We start from the raw sequence: 16,503 nt of genomic DNA on the forward strand, positions 1-16,503 counted from the left end.
CCTCCTACGAGTCAGTGCTCGGAGTACCGCTGCCGTTGAGGTAGGTTTTATAGAGCTGAATGATCTGCGGGCCGGAATCGGTGGATGGCGATGGGCCGGCCACGTTGTCGCCTTCACACTCCTTCACGAACTGGCCGAAGATCTCCGCTTCCCCGCCGCCGCCATCCATGGGCTGCACCACGAAATAACAGCCAAAACCGAGGACGGGGATCGAGGTTGAACCACTGTTTTTCCCGGCGCAGTCACCCACCACGATCTTCAGCATCCGTCGCTCGAACACCCCATTTCCCTGACAGCCAGTGGCCCCTGCCACACACGCGGCAACGCTCGCACGCCAGTCGTTGTAGTCCAGTATCGGGTTGCCACCCGCCGTGAGATTGCCATTGTTCGAGGTGACGGCTTGCCCCTGGTACTTCGGGCCTGTGCCGTCGTCAGTGATGGCGGGGTTACTGGACGTGGTCACCAGATCCGGCGGATAGGCCGAGGCACTGATCGGGCCGTTGTAGATGCCGAAGCGCGTATTCAGGCCTTGAGACGCAGGGCCGACCTTGTTGCCAGGTTCGGTCGTGACGCTGTCTCCCACATTGCGACAGACCTCGCCACCTCCGGCCATCTCCTCCCTGACCGCATTGCCACCCGAGCCAAAGTCGAGCAACTGAAAATTGCCTGGACCAATGGGCGACTTATTACCGGAAGCCGTCTTCAACACCCTCAAATCACCAAACTGGAAGCCCCAGAACATACCGGCGCCCGGGTTGTATTGAGCCGGGTCGCCACAGACCATCAAAGGCGCGAGATCGCAGGGGCTGGTAGGACTGGGTCCTGCGGTGGCGATCGCAGCCACCGCCTTGTTTCCCACGGCGCCTAATGACTGGGCGAAGTTCCAGAAAAACTCTGTCAGGCCATAGCTCGCTACCGATACCCGAACGTATTTGGCATCCGCCGGTCCGGGAAAGGTGAACGGGCCATAGACGCTGCTTGCCAGTTCCACCACTGCAAATGCACTGGCATCGCCGCCGACCGCCGTGGCCAATTCCTTGTTGCCTGTGGCATTGGCGTTTTGTGTCAGCGTATTGAGCGCGGCGGTACGCGTCGCGTCAGCCGCGCTGATACTGTTGACGCCCCCCTCTACCTGACTCAGAGTTTTGGCGCCACTCAGGGCGGCGGCGTCCACAGCATTCTGCAGGCGTGTTTTGTTCAGCATCATATGCCCGCCGTCCAGAGCCAACGCCGCCATCATCGCCATCGCCGCCAACGCGATCACCATCAATACACTCACCGATCCTTCCTGGCGCCTTGGCGTCGAAGTGAACGGCCGCTGAATACGAAGATTCATCATCAAGCCCTCGATTGCCGATACTGATCCGGATCGGCTCCGCCAATACCCTGGTACCCGGATATCGGTTGCGCCCTGTCAGCGAATGTTGATTACTTTGGCTTCGATCCCGCGGATAACGGTGATACCCCCGCCGTCGCCACTGCTGCGCTGTACCACGCGTTTTGGCGCCTCGGCAGTGGCCACGGCCATGGCCGGGGCAACAGGTGCAGCAGGTGCAACGGCAGCGACTTTCTTCTCGAGGTTCAGCGGGTTACGCAGCGCCAGTTGCAACTTGCCTTCCGTCTGCGCCGTGACCAGGACTTCCGCTTCAGCCGCAGACATCTCCAGGGTCACCGCGCGTACCACTAACGGTTGGGTCTTGTCGGTACCCGCGGTCTGATCCACCGCCAACACCCGCAAATTCTCGAGGATGGTCTTGGATACGGCATTATTGCCGGCATTTTCCGTGCGTTTAGTCGCCAGTACATCGACCCGGTTACCCGGTAGCAGGAATCCGCCGACGCCGACCACATCGTCGACACGTACCGAAATGGCGCGTTTGTCAGGCGCAATCAAAGAGGCCAGGGTGCTGCCCCCCAAGTGCTCGCTCAGCCGCGCACCACGCACGATGTCGCCCCGCAGAATGTCGAACGTTGCGATCTTGCCCACGGCTTTTTCGCTGGCATCGAAGGCATCGTCCGGGATCGTATCCACGGGCATGCGTACGGTCGTGAGCTGCTGGGCCTCGACCATCTGCCCGAATGGAATCTCCACCGTGGCGACCACCACGCTTCGAAGGTGGTCATCCGGGCTGGCATTGAGCCGCGCGCTCAGCCAGGAGTCGGCCATCCATGCAGCCCCAAGGCCCATGACCAGGGAAGCGCCTATCAGGGTCAGCGTGCGAGAGCTCATGTCAGTATCTCCGTATCAAAGAAAGTCGAGCTGGACGAAGTAGTTGTGCCAGGCCCATTCCAACTCTTTCGGTGACAGTGGTCCGGAACCGCCGATATAACGCTGGCGATCGAGTGCCATGTTCAGGAGATCACGGGGATGGCAGGGCACCAGGGGCATGCCTTCACTTGCATAAAGCCTTTGCAATACATAACGCACCAGCAACGGGTCATAGGAAATGCCCAGACGCTCGCTTTCCTGACGCCAGATCTTTTCGTACTCCTCGGGCTTCAGGTAACCGAATTGCAGCTTGTAGCCAATCCGGCGAAGGAAGGCCTCATCGGCCAGTTCCAGGGGATTGAGGTTGGTGGAAAACACCAGAATCAGATCGAACGGCAGCTCGCAATGCCGACCGCCGCCCAGGTTGAGGAAATCGCGTTTCTCTTCCATCGGGACGATCCAGCGATTGAGCAGCTCGGCGGGGGCCATGCGCTGGCGTCCCATGTCATCGATGATGAACAGGCCATTGCTGGCCTTGAGCTGCAAGGCGGCCTGGTATTGACGGGTAAAAGGGTCATAACGAACGTCCAGCTGTTCCATGCTCAACTCACCGCCCGTGATCACGATCGGGCGTTTGCAGCACAGCAGTCTGCGGTCAATGCCCTCGTTGAGCATCAGAGTGTTCTGTTGAACGTTATCATCGAGCCGCTGATGCACCTGCGGGTCATAAATCTCGATCACCGACTCGTTGATGACGATGGCATAAGGGACCCAAATGGCCTCGGCGAACAGACGGATCAGCCGACTGCTGACATAAGTCTTGCCGGTACCCGCGGGGCCATAAATCATGATCGCGCGCCCGGAGTTCATCGCCACACCCAACTGATCGAGCATCCTCTCCGTGAGCACTACGCCAGCCAGGGCATTGCGCATATCGTTGGCGTTGATGCGACCATGGTGAATGGTCTGTAGCTTGATCAGGGACCGGTAGGTACTCACCGGGAAAGGGGCCGCACCGATATAGCCACTGCGCGACAGGGCATCGCGGGCGGCACTGCGACCACGTTCGGTCAGGCCATAACGCAGCGACTGCCCACCCGTTTGACTCGCCTGACCCAGCACTTCGACACGGCCATCCTTGCGCAGAAACGCCAGGACCTCTTCAAGTACCGCGCCGGTCAGCGCCAGGCGTTCCACCAGCCGCGACATGTCCAGTACACCGGCATCAAACAAATGCTTGCACACCAACTCGCCGAGAAAACTGTCAGTCAGGCCAGTTTCGCGGATAGTGCAGGGTTGAGGAGCCAAGCGTTGCACCGCTCCCCGATCACTGGGGTAGGCATCACTTTCGACGATGACGTGCATGACTAGCCTCCTGGGCTACGGGCCGATCTGCAGCCAATAGCCACTGGCCAGGGTTCCGAGCAAAATTGCAACGGAGTATGGGAAAGGTTTTCCGGCCACTTCATCTACCGCCGGAGCCAAGTAAGTTCGCGCCCTTAATATCAACCCGTAGCGCGCTAAGGTTTGCAGCAACTGGCCACGAAAAAGGATGATCAAGAAACCGCACAAACCACCGGCCGCCAGACTGAAAAGCGCCGTCCACAACGCGTCATGCGGTGTAAAAAAACATCCGACCATCGCCATCAACTTGACGTCCCCGGCGGCCATACCGCCCAGTGCGTACAAGGGTAGAAACACTGCAAAGCCGATCAGCATGGCCAGCGCAGCATTACCAAGCCCCTCAACTCCACTGGCATAAGCCTGACTGGTCAAACCCAAAACAAGTCCTAAAAGAACCAGCAGGTTGGGGATGCGGTGGCGACGAAGGTCGCTCACCACCGCAATTCCTAGCAGCCCTAATAGAACAATTGATATAAATATCTGCTCAAAAGGCATAGCTGCATCTCTCACCGGGAATAAACTTACGTGCACGCCGCCCCACCTGGGACCATACAGGCAGCTAGCCTACCGAGCTGAGTGGTAATGGCGGTGCCCAAGGTGGTAAAAGCAGTGACAACCGCCAGGGTTATTAGTCCACCCGCTACCGCGTATTCCACAATGGTCAGACCATCTTCGTCTTTGACGAACTTCACTACCGAAGCCTTGATTGTTTGCATGATCATTTTGCCCACCTCACTCGAATGTTGTTTTTTCTGAGGCAGTACTTTCTGCGCTGCCTGATGCAACACTAGTCAGGGTGCAGGCATAGGCGTTAGGAAGATTTTGCACATCGCTAGGACTTTTTTGCGGGGCGGCCAAATACGGAGCATTGGCCTTTACAGCAGCAACGGGAGGGGTAAACAGGGCACTGAAACGCAAAGGCAATTGCCATTGATTCACAAGCGACAGGCGGCTCACCCCGATTTTTTCGAAGACGCCCGAGCAAACATTCGTCCGCAGCCGCCTTCCAGGCAACCCATAGAGCGAATAGATCTAAAAATCATCTTTCCTATCGGGATTAAATCTGCAAAGTGATAGCACATTGGCAATACTGGCGAAGAGAGTCACTAGAACCCCAGAGTAGAGACATGACGTCCAATTTGACCAGAAGGCCATCGCTCCTGTGGTTCGATCTGACTCATGATCGGTCCACGAAAGAACTCGTCACGCAGTTCGAGGACGCCTGCGACTGCAAACTGGTAAAAAACTCCGTGCTGCCCATCAGGGAACAGGCAGACATGGTCTGCATTCATTTTGATCGCCCTGACACTCCAGGTTTGAAGCTATTGCTGGAGATCAAACGCACCACCCCCACCATCCCGATCTCCATGTTCACCGTGCAGCATTCGGAGGAACTGGCGGTTTGGGCCATGCGCTCCGCCGTCTGGGAATACATGGTGCTACCGCTCTCGATCACCGAGAAGAAGCGTTACCTGACGGCGGTGGTTCAGCTCTGCGAGCTGCGCCGAAATGCCCACGGCCAGGGCAAGTCATCGCAGATCGACCACTCCCCGACCCTGCCGGACAGCATCCGGCTAACCTCGGGACACCAAAAACACCAGGCGCTGAACAACGTCATGCTGTACATCGAACAGCACTTTCGAGACAGCATCGATCAGAGAGACCTCGCGCAGCGCTGCGGCATGACAACATTTCGCTTCAGCCGCCTGTTCAAGGAAGCCAATGGGCTTGGCTTCACGGATTACATCCTGGACAAGCGCATGAACTTCGCCAAAGACCTGCTCGACAACAGCCAGATGCCGATTACCAGCATCGGCTATGAAGCCGGCTTCAAGGATCCTTCCTACTTCGCCCGTGCCTTCAAGCAGTTCGCCAACTGTACGCCCAGCGAATACCGCCTGGCACGCCAACTCAAAGCAGCTGCGGCTGCGCAACTGGTAGAGGATGAGAAAACCACTGAAGCGCTCGAAAGCCTGGTCCAAAGCCTCAGCGGTTGATCCGGTTTTTTACGCGCAAACGAAAACGCCGCTCAATGAGCGGCGTTTTCGTTAAATATGGAGCGGGAAACGAGACTCGAACTCGCGACCCCGACCTTGGCAAGGTCGTGCTCTACCAACTGAGCTATTCCCGCAAATGGCGTCCCCTAGGGGACTCGAACCCCTGTTACCGCCGTGAAAGGGCGGTGTCCTAGGCCACTAGACGAAGGGGACACGCTACCCGGAACACATGGTGTGTGTTTCGGTGTCCAGAGCCGCATCCGAAGACTTGGTTCTGGTTTCACTCAGCCCTGCCCGAAAGCAACGCTGTTTAAAATTGGAGCGGGAAACGAGACTCGAACTCGCGACCCCGACCTTGGCAAGGTCGTGCTCTACCAACTGAGCTATTCCCGCATTGGCGTCCCCTAGGGGACTCGAACCCCTGTTACCGCCGTGAAAGGGCGGTGTCCTAGGCCACTAGACGAAGGGGACACACGTACAACATTCACTCCCTGCTTCGTTTCGCTGTGTGCTTTACGCTGCAAGTGGCGCGCATTCTATGGATGGATTGAGATGTCGTCAACCCCCTGTTATAAATTTATTTAAATCAATGACTTCGCCCTGCTTTTGGACGCCATTGCGGTTTTTCCGCTGCCCGGCGTTTGACGCCTATATTCTGGCACCCGCCAAGGCGTTATAGTCCACCGGATGATGGCAATCTGTATATCGAGTGCCATCATTTATAGAAGCGGGGCTCCGGCCGATATAAATACAAGCATGTCCGATCCAACCCGTCGTGCGGGCCTGGGCGCTCAAATGCCAAGTAACCAGACTCCCATGCGTAACCTATAAAGAGGTCTTACCGGTGACGCCACTCATGATCACCCTGCTAGTTGTAGCCGGGATCGCACTGTTGATCGCCATTGGCTACATGAACCATGTGGTGGAAAACAACAAGCTGGAAAAGGCCCGTACCAAGATTGAGCTCAATGATCGCCTGCGACGCTGCGGCGAAATCACCGAGACGTTCCCCGGCCAGTTGATGACCCCGGCACTCAAGCTGCTGTTGGCCCGCCTGGAACTCAACGTCTGCCAGCGCCTGCTCAACCTGGAAAAATCCAGCGCCAACCTCAAGGCACGGATCGCCGAACTGGAGGCCCTTGTTGGCAAGGGTGAATCCATCCCGGTCAACAATCCACCGGCACCGATCCAGACCGAAGCCAAGGCCAAGGATGTCCGCTTCCTGCTCGAAGCTCTGCACGGCCAGATTACCCGCGCGGCACAGGACGGCTTCTTGCCCCCCAACGAAGCCAAGCGCTGGATCCGTGAAGTGCGCCACATCCTGGTGCTGCTGCACATCGAGTTCTTCAACAACCTCGGCCAGCACTCCCTGCAACAGAACCAGCCCGGGCAGGCTCGCCTGGCATTCGAACGCGGCGTGCAATACCTGCGCAAACAACAGGAACCACAGGTCTACGCCGAGCAACTGGAGTACCTGGAAAAACTCCTGGCTCGCGCCAATGACCAGGTCATGGATCGCATCGCACCGGTCGAAGGCGAGGTCAACCAGTTGACCGAAGGTCTCAAGGACGTCGAGGCTGACGCGGACTGGAAGAAGAAAGTGATCTACGACTGACCAGCGTAAACCACTGTAGGAGCGAGCTTGCTCGCGATGGTCGTTAACGATAGCGCGTATTTACTGGCTAAACGCGGCGCTCTTGAGTCCATCGCGAGCAGGCTCGCTCCTACAATTTCCTTAACTGAACTGCATTGCTCGCGATGGTCGTTAAGGAGAACGCGTATTTACTGGCTAAACGCGGCGCTCTTGAGTCCATCGCGAGCAGGCTCGCTCCTACAATTTCCTTAACTGAACTGCACTGCTCGCGATGGTCGTTAAGGAGAACGCGTGTTTACTGGCTAAACGCGGCGCTCTTGAGTCCATCGCGAGCAGGCTCGCTCCTACAATTTCCTTAACTGAACTGCATTGCTCGCGATGGTCGTTAAGGAGAACGCGTATTTACTGGCTAAACGCGGCGCTCTTGAGTCCATCGCGAGCAGGCTCGCTCCTACAATTTCCTTAACTGAACTGCATTGCTCGCGATGGTCGTTAAGGAGAACGCGTGTTTACTGGCTATACACGTTGTTCTTGCGTCCATCGCGAGCAAGCTCGCTCCTACAGCCTGAAATGCCCCACCATCCCCTTCAGTTCAACCCCCAGTTGCGCCAGCTGAATACTGGACGCGGCATTGCCCTGCATCGCCAGCGATGACTGATCGGCACTGGCGCGAATACTGGTGACACTTCGATTGATCTCCTCGGCCACCGAGCTCTGCTCCTCGGCCGCCGCGGCGATCTGCTGGTTCATCTGCTGGATCAACGACACCGCCGCCGCAATGCTTCCCAGCGCACTTTCGGTCTGCAAGGCATCGCTGACCGCCAGCTTCACCAGCTCGCCACTGCTCTGGATCTGCTGCACCGACGACTGCGCCGCCAAGCGCAAGGCGCTGACCAGGCGCTCGATTTCCTCGGTCGATTGCTGGGTTCGCTTGGCCAGTGCACGCACTTCATCGGCCACCACCGCAAAGCCCCTGCCCTGCTCGCCGGCCCGGGCCGCCTCGATCGCCGCGTTCAATGCCAGCAGGTTGGTCTGCTCCGCCACGCTTTTGATCACACTCAAAACCGTGCCGATGTTCTGGATTTCCGCACTCAGGCTTTCGATACTCGAACTGGCCGAGGTGGCCGAATCCGCCAACTGCTCGATCCGCGCCATGCTCTGGCGCACCACCTGCTGACCACTTTCAACCTTGCCGTCAGCCGTTTGCGCGGCCAGCGCCGCCTCCTCTGCATTGCGTGCGACATCATGCACCGTGGCCGTCATCTGATTCATTGCGGTGGCGACCTGTTCGGTTTCCTCCTTCTGGGTGCTGACTTCGAGGTTGGTCTGTTCAGTCACCGCCGACAACGATTGGGCGGAAGTCGCCAACTGTTCGATACCCGACTGCAAGCCGCTGACTATATGGCTGAGCCCCGCGCCCATTTGCTGCATTGCCTGCATCAACTGACCGATCTCGTCGCGGCGGGTCACGTCGATGGTCGCACTCAAATCCCCCGAGGCAATCTGTTGCGCCACCTGAATCACGCTACGCAGCGGCGCCACGATCAACCGGGTGATGAACCAAGCGGCAACCAGCCCAACCAGCAAGGCCAACGCGGAAGAGCCAATGATCAGCAGCGAGTTCTTTTTCAGTTCAGCCTGCATCGCCAGGTCTTGCGCGACATAAGCCTGATCCACCCGCTCGACCACCTGGGCTGCGCGTTGATGCAATTGTTGATAGACGGTTTTTTCCTGCTCCAGCAGGCCGGTGTACTCGGCGAGCTTGTCACTGAAACTGGCAATATGGCCTGTCACCTCATTGAGGACGGTCTGGTAACCCTCATCCTTGACCGTAGTCTTGAGCTGCTCGGCCTGGGCCAGTGCCTGGCTGGCCTGTTCGATCTTGCCCTGCCCGGCGCTGTCATCACCTTTGCGGCTTTGATCCAGACGCACGCGGGCTTCATTCATGGCTTGCAGCATCAAGCGTGAAACCTGACTGACCTGGCTGGCCTGTTCGATGAATTGCGCACCGTCCTTGCCTTCGGAATCCTTCAGCGTATAGGTGCCGTCATCGGCAAGCCCGGATTGCAATACATCAAGATTATTGGCCACGCTGGACACCGACCAACTGGCCATTTCCAGCGCGAGGTCCTTGGCCTGGCTGAGCGAGACAAACTCGTCGAAGGCCTTGCGATAGGCCCCCAGGGACTGTTCGACATCATTCATCACCGGCACATTGGCCGCAGATGCGGCCTTGAGCTGGCCGGCCAGGGCGATCAAACCATCGACGCCCTCGTGCAGGGCATCGACGGTTTTCGGATTGCCGTGCAAGGCGTACTCCTGCTCCAGCAGTCGCACCTTGAGCAAACCGCTGTTGAGCGATGACATTTGCTTGAGCCCGTCGAAGCGCTGGCTGATGGTTTGCAGGGACCAAACGCCAATGCCCGCTACCAGCGCAGTCAACAACAGCACCAGGACAAACCCGACACCCAGTTTTTTCGCCATACCGAGGTTGGCAAAACGTCCTTGCACGGCCGAATTCATTGCACTTAGTCCCCTGCCAAAGTCTGTAGACGCAGATTCGCAACGGGCCAGTGGCAACACAAGGCTCTGGCGCCGGAATAATGGCAAAAAGCTACGTCAACGTCGTTTTCAGAACGCTTGAGGTCGATCCCGGGCAGTGGCCCTGAAGAACGCCCGGGCACGCGGATCGCAAGCATATGTCACGTTGATACGCTGCCAGTCACTGGCCTCCCCCGAGGGGTTGAAGGCGGTCTTCGATGACAGCAGCACACCCAAGCGCCGGGCCTGGGTCCGCAGCTGATCGTAGTCGGACATTCTTGATCGCGCCCAGATGAACAGGCCTCCCGCCGGCTTGCCGAAAATCTCCCATTCGGCATCTTCGAGCAATTGCAACACCACCAGCCGGTCGCTGCTCAAGCGTTGGCGCTGACGCTGCACCAGTTTGCGGTAGGCACCGCTAGCCAACAGGCACGCCAGCACCGATTCGCAAAATCGCGAGGCGCCCATGCCACTGATCATCTTGACCTCGGCCAGGCGCGTAATGACTTCGGCATCGGCCACCACGAAACCGACCCGCAAGGAACTGCTGAGTGTCTTGGAAAAGCTGCCTACGTAGATCACGTCGTCGTCCAGCGCAGCCAGTCGCATACCGGAACCGCTGTGCAGATCCGCATAGACGTCGTCTTCGATCACCTGCACACCAAAGGTCCTGGCCAGCTGCAGCACGCGGCGCGCCACCGCCGGTGCAAGGCTGCTGCCCGTCGGGTTGTGATAGAAGCTATTGATGAGTAGCCCTTGAGGCCGATGTTTGACCAGCACCGATTCGAGCACGTCCACGTCCGGCCCGCGCGGTGTTCGCGGCACCTCGACCATGTGGATGCCGTACAGCCTGAGCAGATCGAACAGCACCGGATAACCGGGACTCTCCACGACCACACAATCACCGGCCTTGAACAGTGTCCGCACAATCAGGTCGAGCCCCTGACTGGCACCCGCCGTGGTCATGATCCGGTTGTCCTGCGCCCGAATATCCAGCTGCCGAAGGTGCTTGAGGATCTGTTGTCGCAAGGCTGGCAATCCCAGCGGGGTGCCGTAGTTGAACAGGCTCGCCGTGTCGGTACGACTGACTTGCCGAATCGCGTAAATCAGATCGTCTGTCTCGCGCCAGCTTTCAGGCAGCCCGCCACAGCCCAGCCTCAACGCAGTCGAACAGGGCCCGATCTCGGGCTCAGCCCCCTCGAACCAGACAGGCTCGTGCTTTGCGCCTGTGGCCAATGCCGGGTCGGCAACCGCATAGCCGGCGCCATGACCTGACACCAGCATCCCCTGCGTCACCAGGCGTTCACAGGCCTGGGCGACGCTCACCTGACTGAGCAAATTGATCCGCGCGATCTGTCGCACCGAAGGCAGGCGCGTACCGGGCGATACCCCGCTGGAATGAAGCCAGCGGGTCAGTGCGTCAACAATTTGCTGTACGACAGGCACCAGCGCCTGTCGGTCGATTCTCAATTCCATGAGCAAGCAAACTCCTGTTGATTTTGCGAGAAGCAGTTAATCACAGGCGAGTTCGAAGGCATGTGCGACAACGCCGCCAAAACCCTTGGATCTAATCATTTGAAACACATTGACAGGCCCTATAGCGGAACCAAAAAACCAGTGGGAGCTAGCTTGCTCCGGGCGGCGTTCCGACGATTGCGGCGTATCAGGCGACATCAATGTCGGCAGACACTCCCTCATCGCGGGCAAGCCCGCTCCCACAGGTTCCCGGTGTACCTGATATCGGTGCGTCGTTTTAGAACGCAGTAACACCACCATCCACCGCCAGCGAATGGCCGGTCGTGAACGCCGCGCCATCGCTGCACAGGTACAGCACCGCGCTGGCGATCTCTTCGACCTTGCCGATGCGACCGACCGGATGCATGGCGTTGGCGAACTCGCCTTTTTTCGGGTCGGCTTCATAGGCGCGACGGAACATATCCGTGTCGATCACCGCCGGGCACACCGCATTGACCCGGATCTTCTTCTTGGCGTACTCAATGGCCGCCGACTTGGTCAGGCCGATCACCGCATGTTTGGAGGCTGCGTAGATGCTCATTTTCGGCGCTGCCCCAAGGCCGGCCACCGATGCCGTATTGACGATCGCGCCGCCCCCTTGCGCCAACAGCAGCGGCAACTGGTATTTCATGCACAGCCAGACGCCTTTGACGTTGACGCCCATGATCGCGTCGAACTCGTCGAGCGTACCTTCGGCCAATTTGCCTTTCTCGATTTCAATGCCGGCATTGTTGAAGGCATAGTCGAGGCGACCGTAAGTATTGATCACCTCCTCCATCAGATTTTTTACATCGCTTTCCAGGGTAACGTTGCAGCGCACGAAGGTCGCGTCGCCACCGGCCGTACGAATCAGCGCCACCGTGCCCTCGCCGCCCGCCACGTCCATATCGGCCACCACGACCTTAAGGCCCTCGGCGGCAAATGCCTGGGCAGTCGCGCGGCCAATACCGGCCGCCCCGCCTGTCACCACGACCACCTGGCCGGAAAACGTCATGCTCATTGTTATGTCCTCGAAAAGAAGAATGCGGGGAATCGCGTGGGACCAGTCTAGTCATGGAGGTCTTGAACACGGCAGCACTATCAAGACTCCGGTTGGGTGCCCATGAGTTGCAGTGATGGAACTGCCGTACCAACTATCACTGCACTGGATCAACCTGCATTCGCCGCATCAGCCGAACTTGCGGCATCGGCGCTGACCGGCTATCAACAAAGCTTCATTCATCTTGAGTGCCTGCCATGACCTCCCAGACCAATCGCCAATTCCTGCTCGCCAAACGTCCGGTTGGCGCGGCGACCCGTGAGACATTCACCTACCAGGAAGTACCGGTCGGCGAGCCGGCGGCGGGTCAGATCCTGGTCGAAAACCAATACCTGTCCCTGGACCCGGCCATGCGTGGCTGGATGAACGAGGGCAAGTCCTACATTCCGCCGGTCGGGCTCGGCGAAGTCATGCGCGCCTTGGGTGTGGGCAAAGTCATTGCCTCGAACAACCCGGGGTTCGCGGTCGGGGATTACGTCAATGGCGCCATCGGCGTGCAGGATTTCTTCCTCGGCGAGCCTCGTGGCTTCTACAAAGTCGATCCGAAACTGGCACCGCTGCCACGTTACTTGTCCGCGCTGGGCATGACCGGGATGACGGCGTACTTCGCCCTGCTCGACGTCGGCGCGCCGAAGGCCGGTGACACCGTGGTGCTGTCGGGCGCGGCGGGCGCCGTGGGCAGCATCGCCGGGCAGATCGCCAAGATCAAAGGCTGCCGGGTGGTTGGCATCGCTGGCGGCGCCGACAAGTGCAAGTTCCTGATCGATGAGCTGGGTTTCGATGGCGCTATCGACTACAAGAGCGAAGACGTCCTCGCCGGTCTCAAGCGCGAGTGCCCGAAAGGCGTCGACGTTTATTTCGATAACGTGGGTGGCGACATTCTCGACGCGGTGTTGAGCCGTTTGAACATGAAGGCGCGGGTGGTGATTTGCGGTGCCATCAGCCAGTACAACAACAAGGAGTCGGTCAAGGGGCCGGCCAACTACCTGTCACTGCTGGTCAACCGTGCGCGCATGGAAGGATTTGTGGTGATGGACTACGCCGCCCAATACGCGAGCGCCGCACAGGAAATGGCCGGCTGGATGGCCAAGGGGCAGCTCAAGAGCAAGGAAGACATCGTCGAAGGACTGGAGACTTTTCCAGAGACGCTGATGAAATTGTTCAGCGGCGAGAATTTCGGGAAGTTGGTGTTGAAGGTTTGACCCTTTACCCGAAAAAACAAAACCCTGTAGGAGCGAGCCTGCTCGCGATGGTGTGCCAGTCGACATCAACGTAACTGATACTCCTTCGCGAGCAGGCTCGCTCCTACAGGTTTAGCGGCGTTTACGCTATCTCTGCGACTACGTCGGCGAGCGCCTTCGCTGGATCCGCCGCCTGGCTGATCGGACGGCCGATCACCAGATAGTCGGAACCGGCATCCAGCGCCTGACGCGGGGTCAGAATGCGACGCTGATCGTCCTGGGCGCTGCCCGCCGGACGAATCCCCGGGGTCACCAGTTGCAGCGATGGATGCGCCGTTTTCAGCGCCTGGGCTTCCAGGGCCGAGCACACCAGGCCGTCCATCCCGGCTTTTTCCGCCAGCGCGGCCAGGCGCAGCACCTGCTCTTGCGGCTCGATGTCCAGGCCGATGCCCGCCAGGTCTTCACGCTCCATGCTGGTCAACACGGTCACGCCGATCAGCAGTGGTTTAGGACCGGTGCGCTGATCCAGCACTTCACGACACGCAGCCATCATGCGCAGACCGCCGGAGCAATGCACGTTGACCATCCACACGCCCATTTCCGCAGCGGCCTTGACGGCCATCGCGGTGGTGTTCGGGATGTCATGGAACTTGAGGTCCAGGAACACTTCGAAACCCTTGTCACGCAGGGTGCCGACGATTTCCGAAGCGCAACTGGTGAACAGTTCCTTGCCGACTTTGACCCGGCACAGCTTCGGGTCCAACTGATCGGCCAGCTTCAGTGCGGCGTCACGGGTAGGGAAATCCAGGGCGACGATGATGGGAGTCTGGCAGGCGGACATGAGTGGGCTCTCAGGCAAGTCGAAATCGGCGCGCATTGTAGCGGAACCAGCGCCGCTGCGGGACCCGATGATCGGTAAATCGTCGCGACGGCTCAGGCAAGACTAGCCCTTGAGGCCATTGTGTCGAGTTCGATACAGACACGACACGCCGCCAACACCCTGGCCCGCTACCCTCGGCAACCGCAACAGGTCCCTGCAACAGCACTTCCCGCCTCAGGGCCGGACGCCTATGCTGGAACCACAACCTCGCAGCCTATCTTTGTGGTTGGCAGCCTACCTGGCAGATGAACGCACGCATGCACAACACCCAAGCACCCGTGAACGACGACCAAAAAACGCCCGGTGACGACAAACGCTGGAACATTCGCGCCCTGATCGTCGACGATGACATCCCGATCCGCGAATTGATGATCGACTACCTGGCCCGGTTCAACATCCACGCCAGCGGTGTCACCGATGGCGCCGCGATGCGCTTGGCGATGCAGGCGGAGCATTTCGACGTGGTGGTGCTCGATCTGATGCTGCCCGGTGAAGACGGTCTGTCGTTGTGCCGCTGGCTGCGCGCCGAGTCGGACATCCCGATCCTGATGCTCACCGCCCGCTGCGAACCCACCGACCGGATCATCGGCCTGGAACTGGGCGCCGACGACTACATGGCCAAGCCGTTCGAACCTCGCGAACTGGTGGCGCGGATCCAGACCATCCTGCGCCGGGTGCGCGATGACCGCAGCGAACAGCGGGCGAACATTCGTTTCGACAATTGGCGCCTGAACAGCGTGCTGCGGCAACTGATCGCCGATGATGGCCTGGTGGTGCCGCTGTCCAACGCCGAATTCCGTCTGCTCTGGGTGTTTATCGAACGTCCGCGCCGCGTGCTCAGCCGCGAACAACTGCTGGACGCCGCTCGCGGTCGTTCGATCGAAGCCTTTGACCGCAGCATCGACCTGCTGGTGTCGCGCCTGCGGCAGAAACTCGGCGACGACCCCAAGGCTCCGCAGTTGATCAAGACCGTTCGCGGCGAGGGTTACCTGTTCGATGCCCGAGATATCGGCTGATGCGCGGGCGCTTCGATACGCTGTTCGGCCGCCTGTTTGGCGTGCTGTTGCTGGCGATTATCCTCGCGCACCTGCTGGCCTTTGCCTGGTTTCACCATTACGGTCCGCCACCGCCGCCGCCTCCCCCAGAGTTTTCCGAAGGCCAGGACGGGCCACGCCCGCCGCTGGACCCACGCTTCGAGAAACGGCCACCTCGACCGTGGTTTGGCGGCCCGTTGGTACCCCTGACCTTTCAATTTGTCTCGCTGATCATCGCCGCCTGGTACGGCGCCAAACTGCTGAGCCGGCCGATCCAGCGCCTGAGCGACGCGGCCGAGCGCTTGAGCGAAGACCTCGACAGCCCGCCACTGGATGAATCGGGACCACGGGAAGCACGGCAAGCGGCACACACGTTCAACAAAATGCAGCGCCGCATCCTGGAACAGGTCAAGCAGCGCTCACGCATGCTCGGCGCGGTGTCCCACGACCTGCGAACGCCGTTGTCGCGGCTCAAGCTGCGGCTGGAGAAAATCGACGACGACAAGCTGCAAGGCCAGATGCGCCAGGACCTCGACGACATGATCAGCATGCTCGACGCCACCCTCACCTACCTGCATGAACAGCGCACCAGTGAAGCCCCGCAGTGGATGGACGTGCAGGCGTTGGTGGAATCACTGAGTGAGAATGCCCAGGATCAGGGCGCGAACGTCCAGGCCAGCGGCCACTGCACGCCCCTGCAAGTGCAGCCGATGGCCTTGCGTTCCTGCATCAACAACCTGATGGACAACGCTCTGCGCTATGCCGGACAGGCGCTGATTACCCTGCAAGACCATCGTGACCAGCTGGTGATTCGAGTCATCGACCATGGCCCGGGCATCGCCCCGGAACAACGTGAAGCGGTGTTCGAACCCTTCTTTCGCCTTGAAGGCTCGCGCAATCGCAATTCCGGCGGCGTTGGCCTGGGCATGACCATTGCCCGCGAGGCCGCGCAACGGATGGGCGGGCAGTTGACACTGGAAGAAACTCCGGGCGGAGGCCTGACGGCGGTGATTCGCCTGCCGCGCGCCTGAAAGCCACACCGGCCCATTGTGGGAGCGAGCCTGCGCGCGAAAGCGGTGTATCAGCTACATCCTGGTTGAATGTGATGC

Annotated in this window: 14 protein-coding genes, 4 tRNA genes and 1 pseudogene; 5 read left to right on the forward strand and 14 right to left on the reverse strand. The window is 59.4% G+C overall.

Annotated elements, in window-relative coordinates; all coding sequences use genetic code 11:
• Positions 1-4 precede the first annotated feature (4 nt).
• The 5 genes from AC3ITA_RS21750 to AC3ITA_RS21770 form a co-directional block, all read right to left on the reverse strand.
• The gene (locus AC3ITA_RS21750) at positions 5-1,339 is read right to left on the reverse strand and encodes a TadE/TadG family type IV pilus assembly protein (protein ID WP_150672613.1); all 1,335 of its coding nucleotides are present in this window, start codon (positions 1,337-1,339) and stop codon (positions 5-7) included.
• 75 nt (positions 1,340-1,414) lie between these two features.
• Positions 1,415-2,230 (reverse strand): Flp pilus assembly protein CpaB, encoded by an 816-nt coding sequence (gene cpaB, locus AC3ITA_RS21755; RefSeq protein WP_150672612.1) that lies wholly within the window; start codon positions 2,228-2,230, stop codon positions 1,415-1,417.
• A 15-nt stretch (positions 2,231-2,245) separates the two neighbouring features.
• Complete coding sequence (locus AC3ITA_RS21760) at positions 2,246-3,574, reverse strand: DUF8689 domain-containing protein (protein ID WP_150672611.1); 1,329 nt, start codon at positions 3,572-3,574, stop codon at positions 2,246-2,248.
• A 15-nt stretch (positions 3,575-3,589) separates the two neighbouring features.
• Positions 3,590-4,108 (reverse strand): A24 family peptidase, encoded by a 519-nt coding sequence (locus tag AC3ITA_RS21765; RefSeq protein WP_489278353.1) that lies wholly within the window; start codon positions 4,106-4,108, stop codon positions 3,590-3,592.
• Between the two features lie 26 nt (positions 4,109-4,134).
• Positions 4,135-4,335: a Flp family type IVb pilin gene (locus AC3ITA_RS21770; RefSeq protein WP_150672609.1), complete on the reverse strand. Its 201-nt coding sequence runs from the start codon at positions 4,333-4,335 to the stop codon at positions 4,135-4,137.
• 405 nt (positions 4,336-4,740) lie between these two features.
• Between AC3ITA_RS21770 and AC3ITA_RS21775 the strand changes: the two genes are divergently transcribed.
• Positions 4,741-5,610, forward strand: coding sequence for an AraC family transcriptional regulator (locus AC3ITA_RS21775; RefSeq protein ID WP_489278354.1), 870 nt, complete (start codon positions 4,741-4,743; stop codon positions 5,608-5,610).
• Positions 5,611-5,668: 58 nt separating this feature from the next.
• On the opposite strand, the gene AC3ITA_RS21780 is transcribed toward AC3ITA_RS21775, so the two are convergent.
• From AC3ITA_RS21780 to AC3ITA_RS21795, 4 genes are all read right to left on the reverse strand, one after another.
• A tRNA-Gly gene (locus AC3ITA_RS21780) sits at positions 5,669-5,744 on the reverse strand.
• A gap of 3 nt (positions 5,745-5,747) precedes the next feature.
• Positions 5,748-5,823: transfer RNA gene (locus AC3ITA_RS21785), tRNA-Glu, on the reverse strand.
• Positions 5,824-5,927: 104 nt separating this feature from the next.
• Positions 5,928-6,003, reverse strand: a tRNA-Gly gene (locus AC3ITA_RS21790).
• A gap of 2 nt (positions 6,004-6,005) precedes the next feature.
• Positions 6,006-6,081, reverse strand: a tRNA-Glu gene (locus AC3ITA_RS21795).
• Positions 6,082-6,466: 385 nt separating this feature from the next.
• Here AC3ITA_RS21795 and AC3ITA_RS21800 point away from each other — a divergent pair.
• A complete protein-coding gene (locus AC3ITA_RS21800) occupies positions 6,467-7,225 on the forward strand; it encodes a hypothetical protein (protein ID WP_191628382.1) in 759 nt (252 codons plus the stop codon).
• 537 nt (positions 7,226-7,762) lie between these two features.
• Here AC3ITA_RS21800 and AC3ITA_RS21805 read toward each other — a convergent pair.
• The 4 genes and pseudogenes from AC3ITA_RS21805 to AC3ITA_RS21820 all read right to left on the reverse strand — a co-directional run bounded on the left by AC3ITA_RS21805 (position 7,763) and on the right by AC3ITA_RS21820 (position 12,260).
• Positions 7,763-8,644: a methyl-accepting chemotaxis protein gene (locus AC3ITA_RS21805; protein WP_371918222.1), complete on the reverse strand. Its 882-nt coding sequence runs from the start codon at positions 8,642-8,644 to the stop codon at positions 7,763-7,765.
• A pseudogene (locus AC3ITA_RS21810) lies at positions 8,624-9,727 on the reverse strand (HAMP domain-containing protein); the annotation flags it as partial. The gene AC3ITA_RS21805 and the pseudogene AC3ITA_RS21810, both read right to left, overlap by 21 nt.
• Before the next feature lie 108 nt (positions 9,728-9,835).
• On the reverse strand, positions 9,836-11,221 hold the full coding sequence (locus tag AC3ITA_RS21815) for an aminotransferase-like domain-containing protein (protein WP_489278355.1): 1,386 nt from the start codon (positions 11,219-11,221) through the stop codon (positions 9,836-9,838).
• Positions 11,222-11,498: 277 nt separating this feature from the next.
• Positions 11,499-12,260 carry an SDR family oxidoreductase gene (locus AC3ITA_RS21820; protein ID WP_095942646.1) on the reverse strand — a complete coding sequence of 254 codons (762 nt, stop codon included), beginning with the start codon at positions 12,258-12,260 and terminating at the stop codon, positions 11,499-11,501.
• Positions 12,261-12,496: 236 nt separating this feature from the next.
• On the opposite strand from AC3ITA_RS21820, the gene AC3ITA_RS21825 reads away from it, so the two are divergent.
• The gene (locus AC3ITA_RS21825; protein ID WP_095942647.1) at positions 12,497-13,501 is read left to right on the forward strand and encodes an NADP-dependent oxidoreductase; all 1,005 of its coding nucleotides are present in this window, start codon (positions 12,497-12,499) and stop codon (positions 13,499-13,501) included.
• 121 nt (positions 13,502-13,622) lie between these two features.
• Here AC3ITA_RS21825 and pyrF read toward each other — a convergent pair whose 3' ends face one another.
• Positions 13,623-14,321: an orotidine-5'-phosphate decarboxylase gene (pyrF, locus tag AC3ITA_RS21830; protein ID WP_172435306.1), complete on the reverse strand. Its 699-nt coding sequence runs from the start codon at positions 14,319-14,321 to the stop codon at positions 13,623-13,625.
• Between the two features lie 296 nt (positions 14,322-14,617).
• Between pyrF and AC3ITA_RS21835 the strand changes: the two genes are divergently transcribed.
• Positions 14,618-15,376, forward strand: a complete 759-nt coding sequence (locus AC3ITA_RS21835) for a response regulator (RefSeq protein ID WP_150672603.1) — start codon at positions 14,618-14,620, stop codon at positions 15,374-15,376.
• Positions 15,376-16,425: a sensor histidine kinase gene (locus tag AC3ITA_RS21840; protein ID WP_414929062.1), complete on the forward strand. Its 1,050-nt coding sequence runs from the start codon at positions 15,376-15,378 to the stop codon at positions 16,423-16,425. Before AC3ITA_RS21835 ends, AC3ITA_RS21840 begins: the two co-directional genes overlap by 1 nt.
• Positions 16,426-16,503: the final 78 nt, after the last annotated feature.

The organism is Pseudomonas sp. GL_090 (assembly GCF_057837765.1).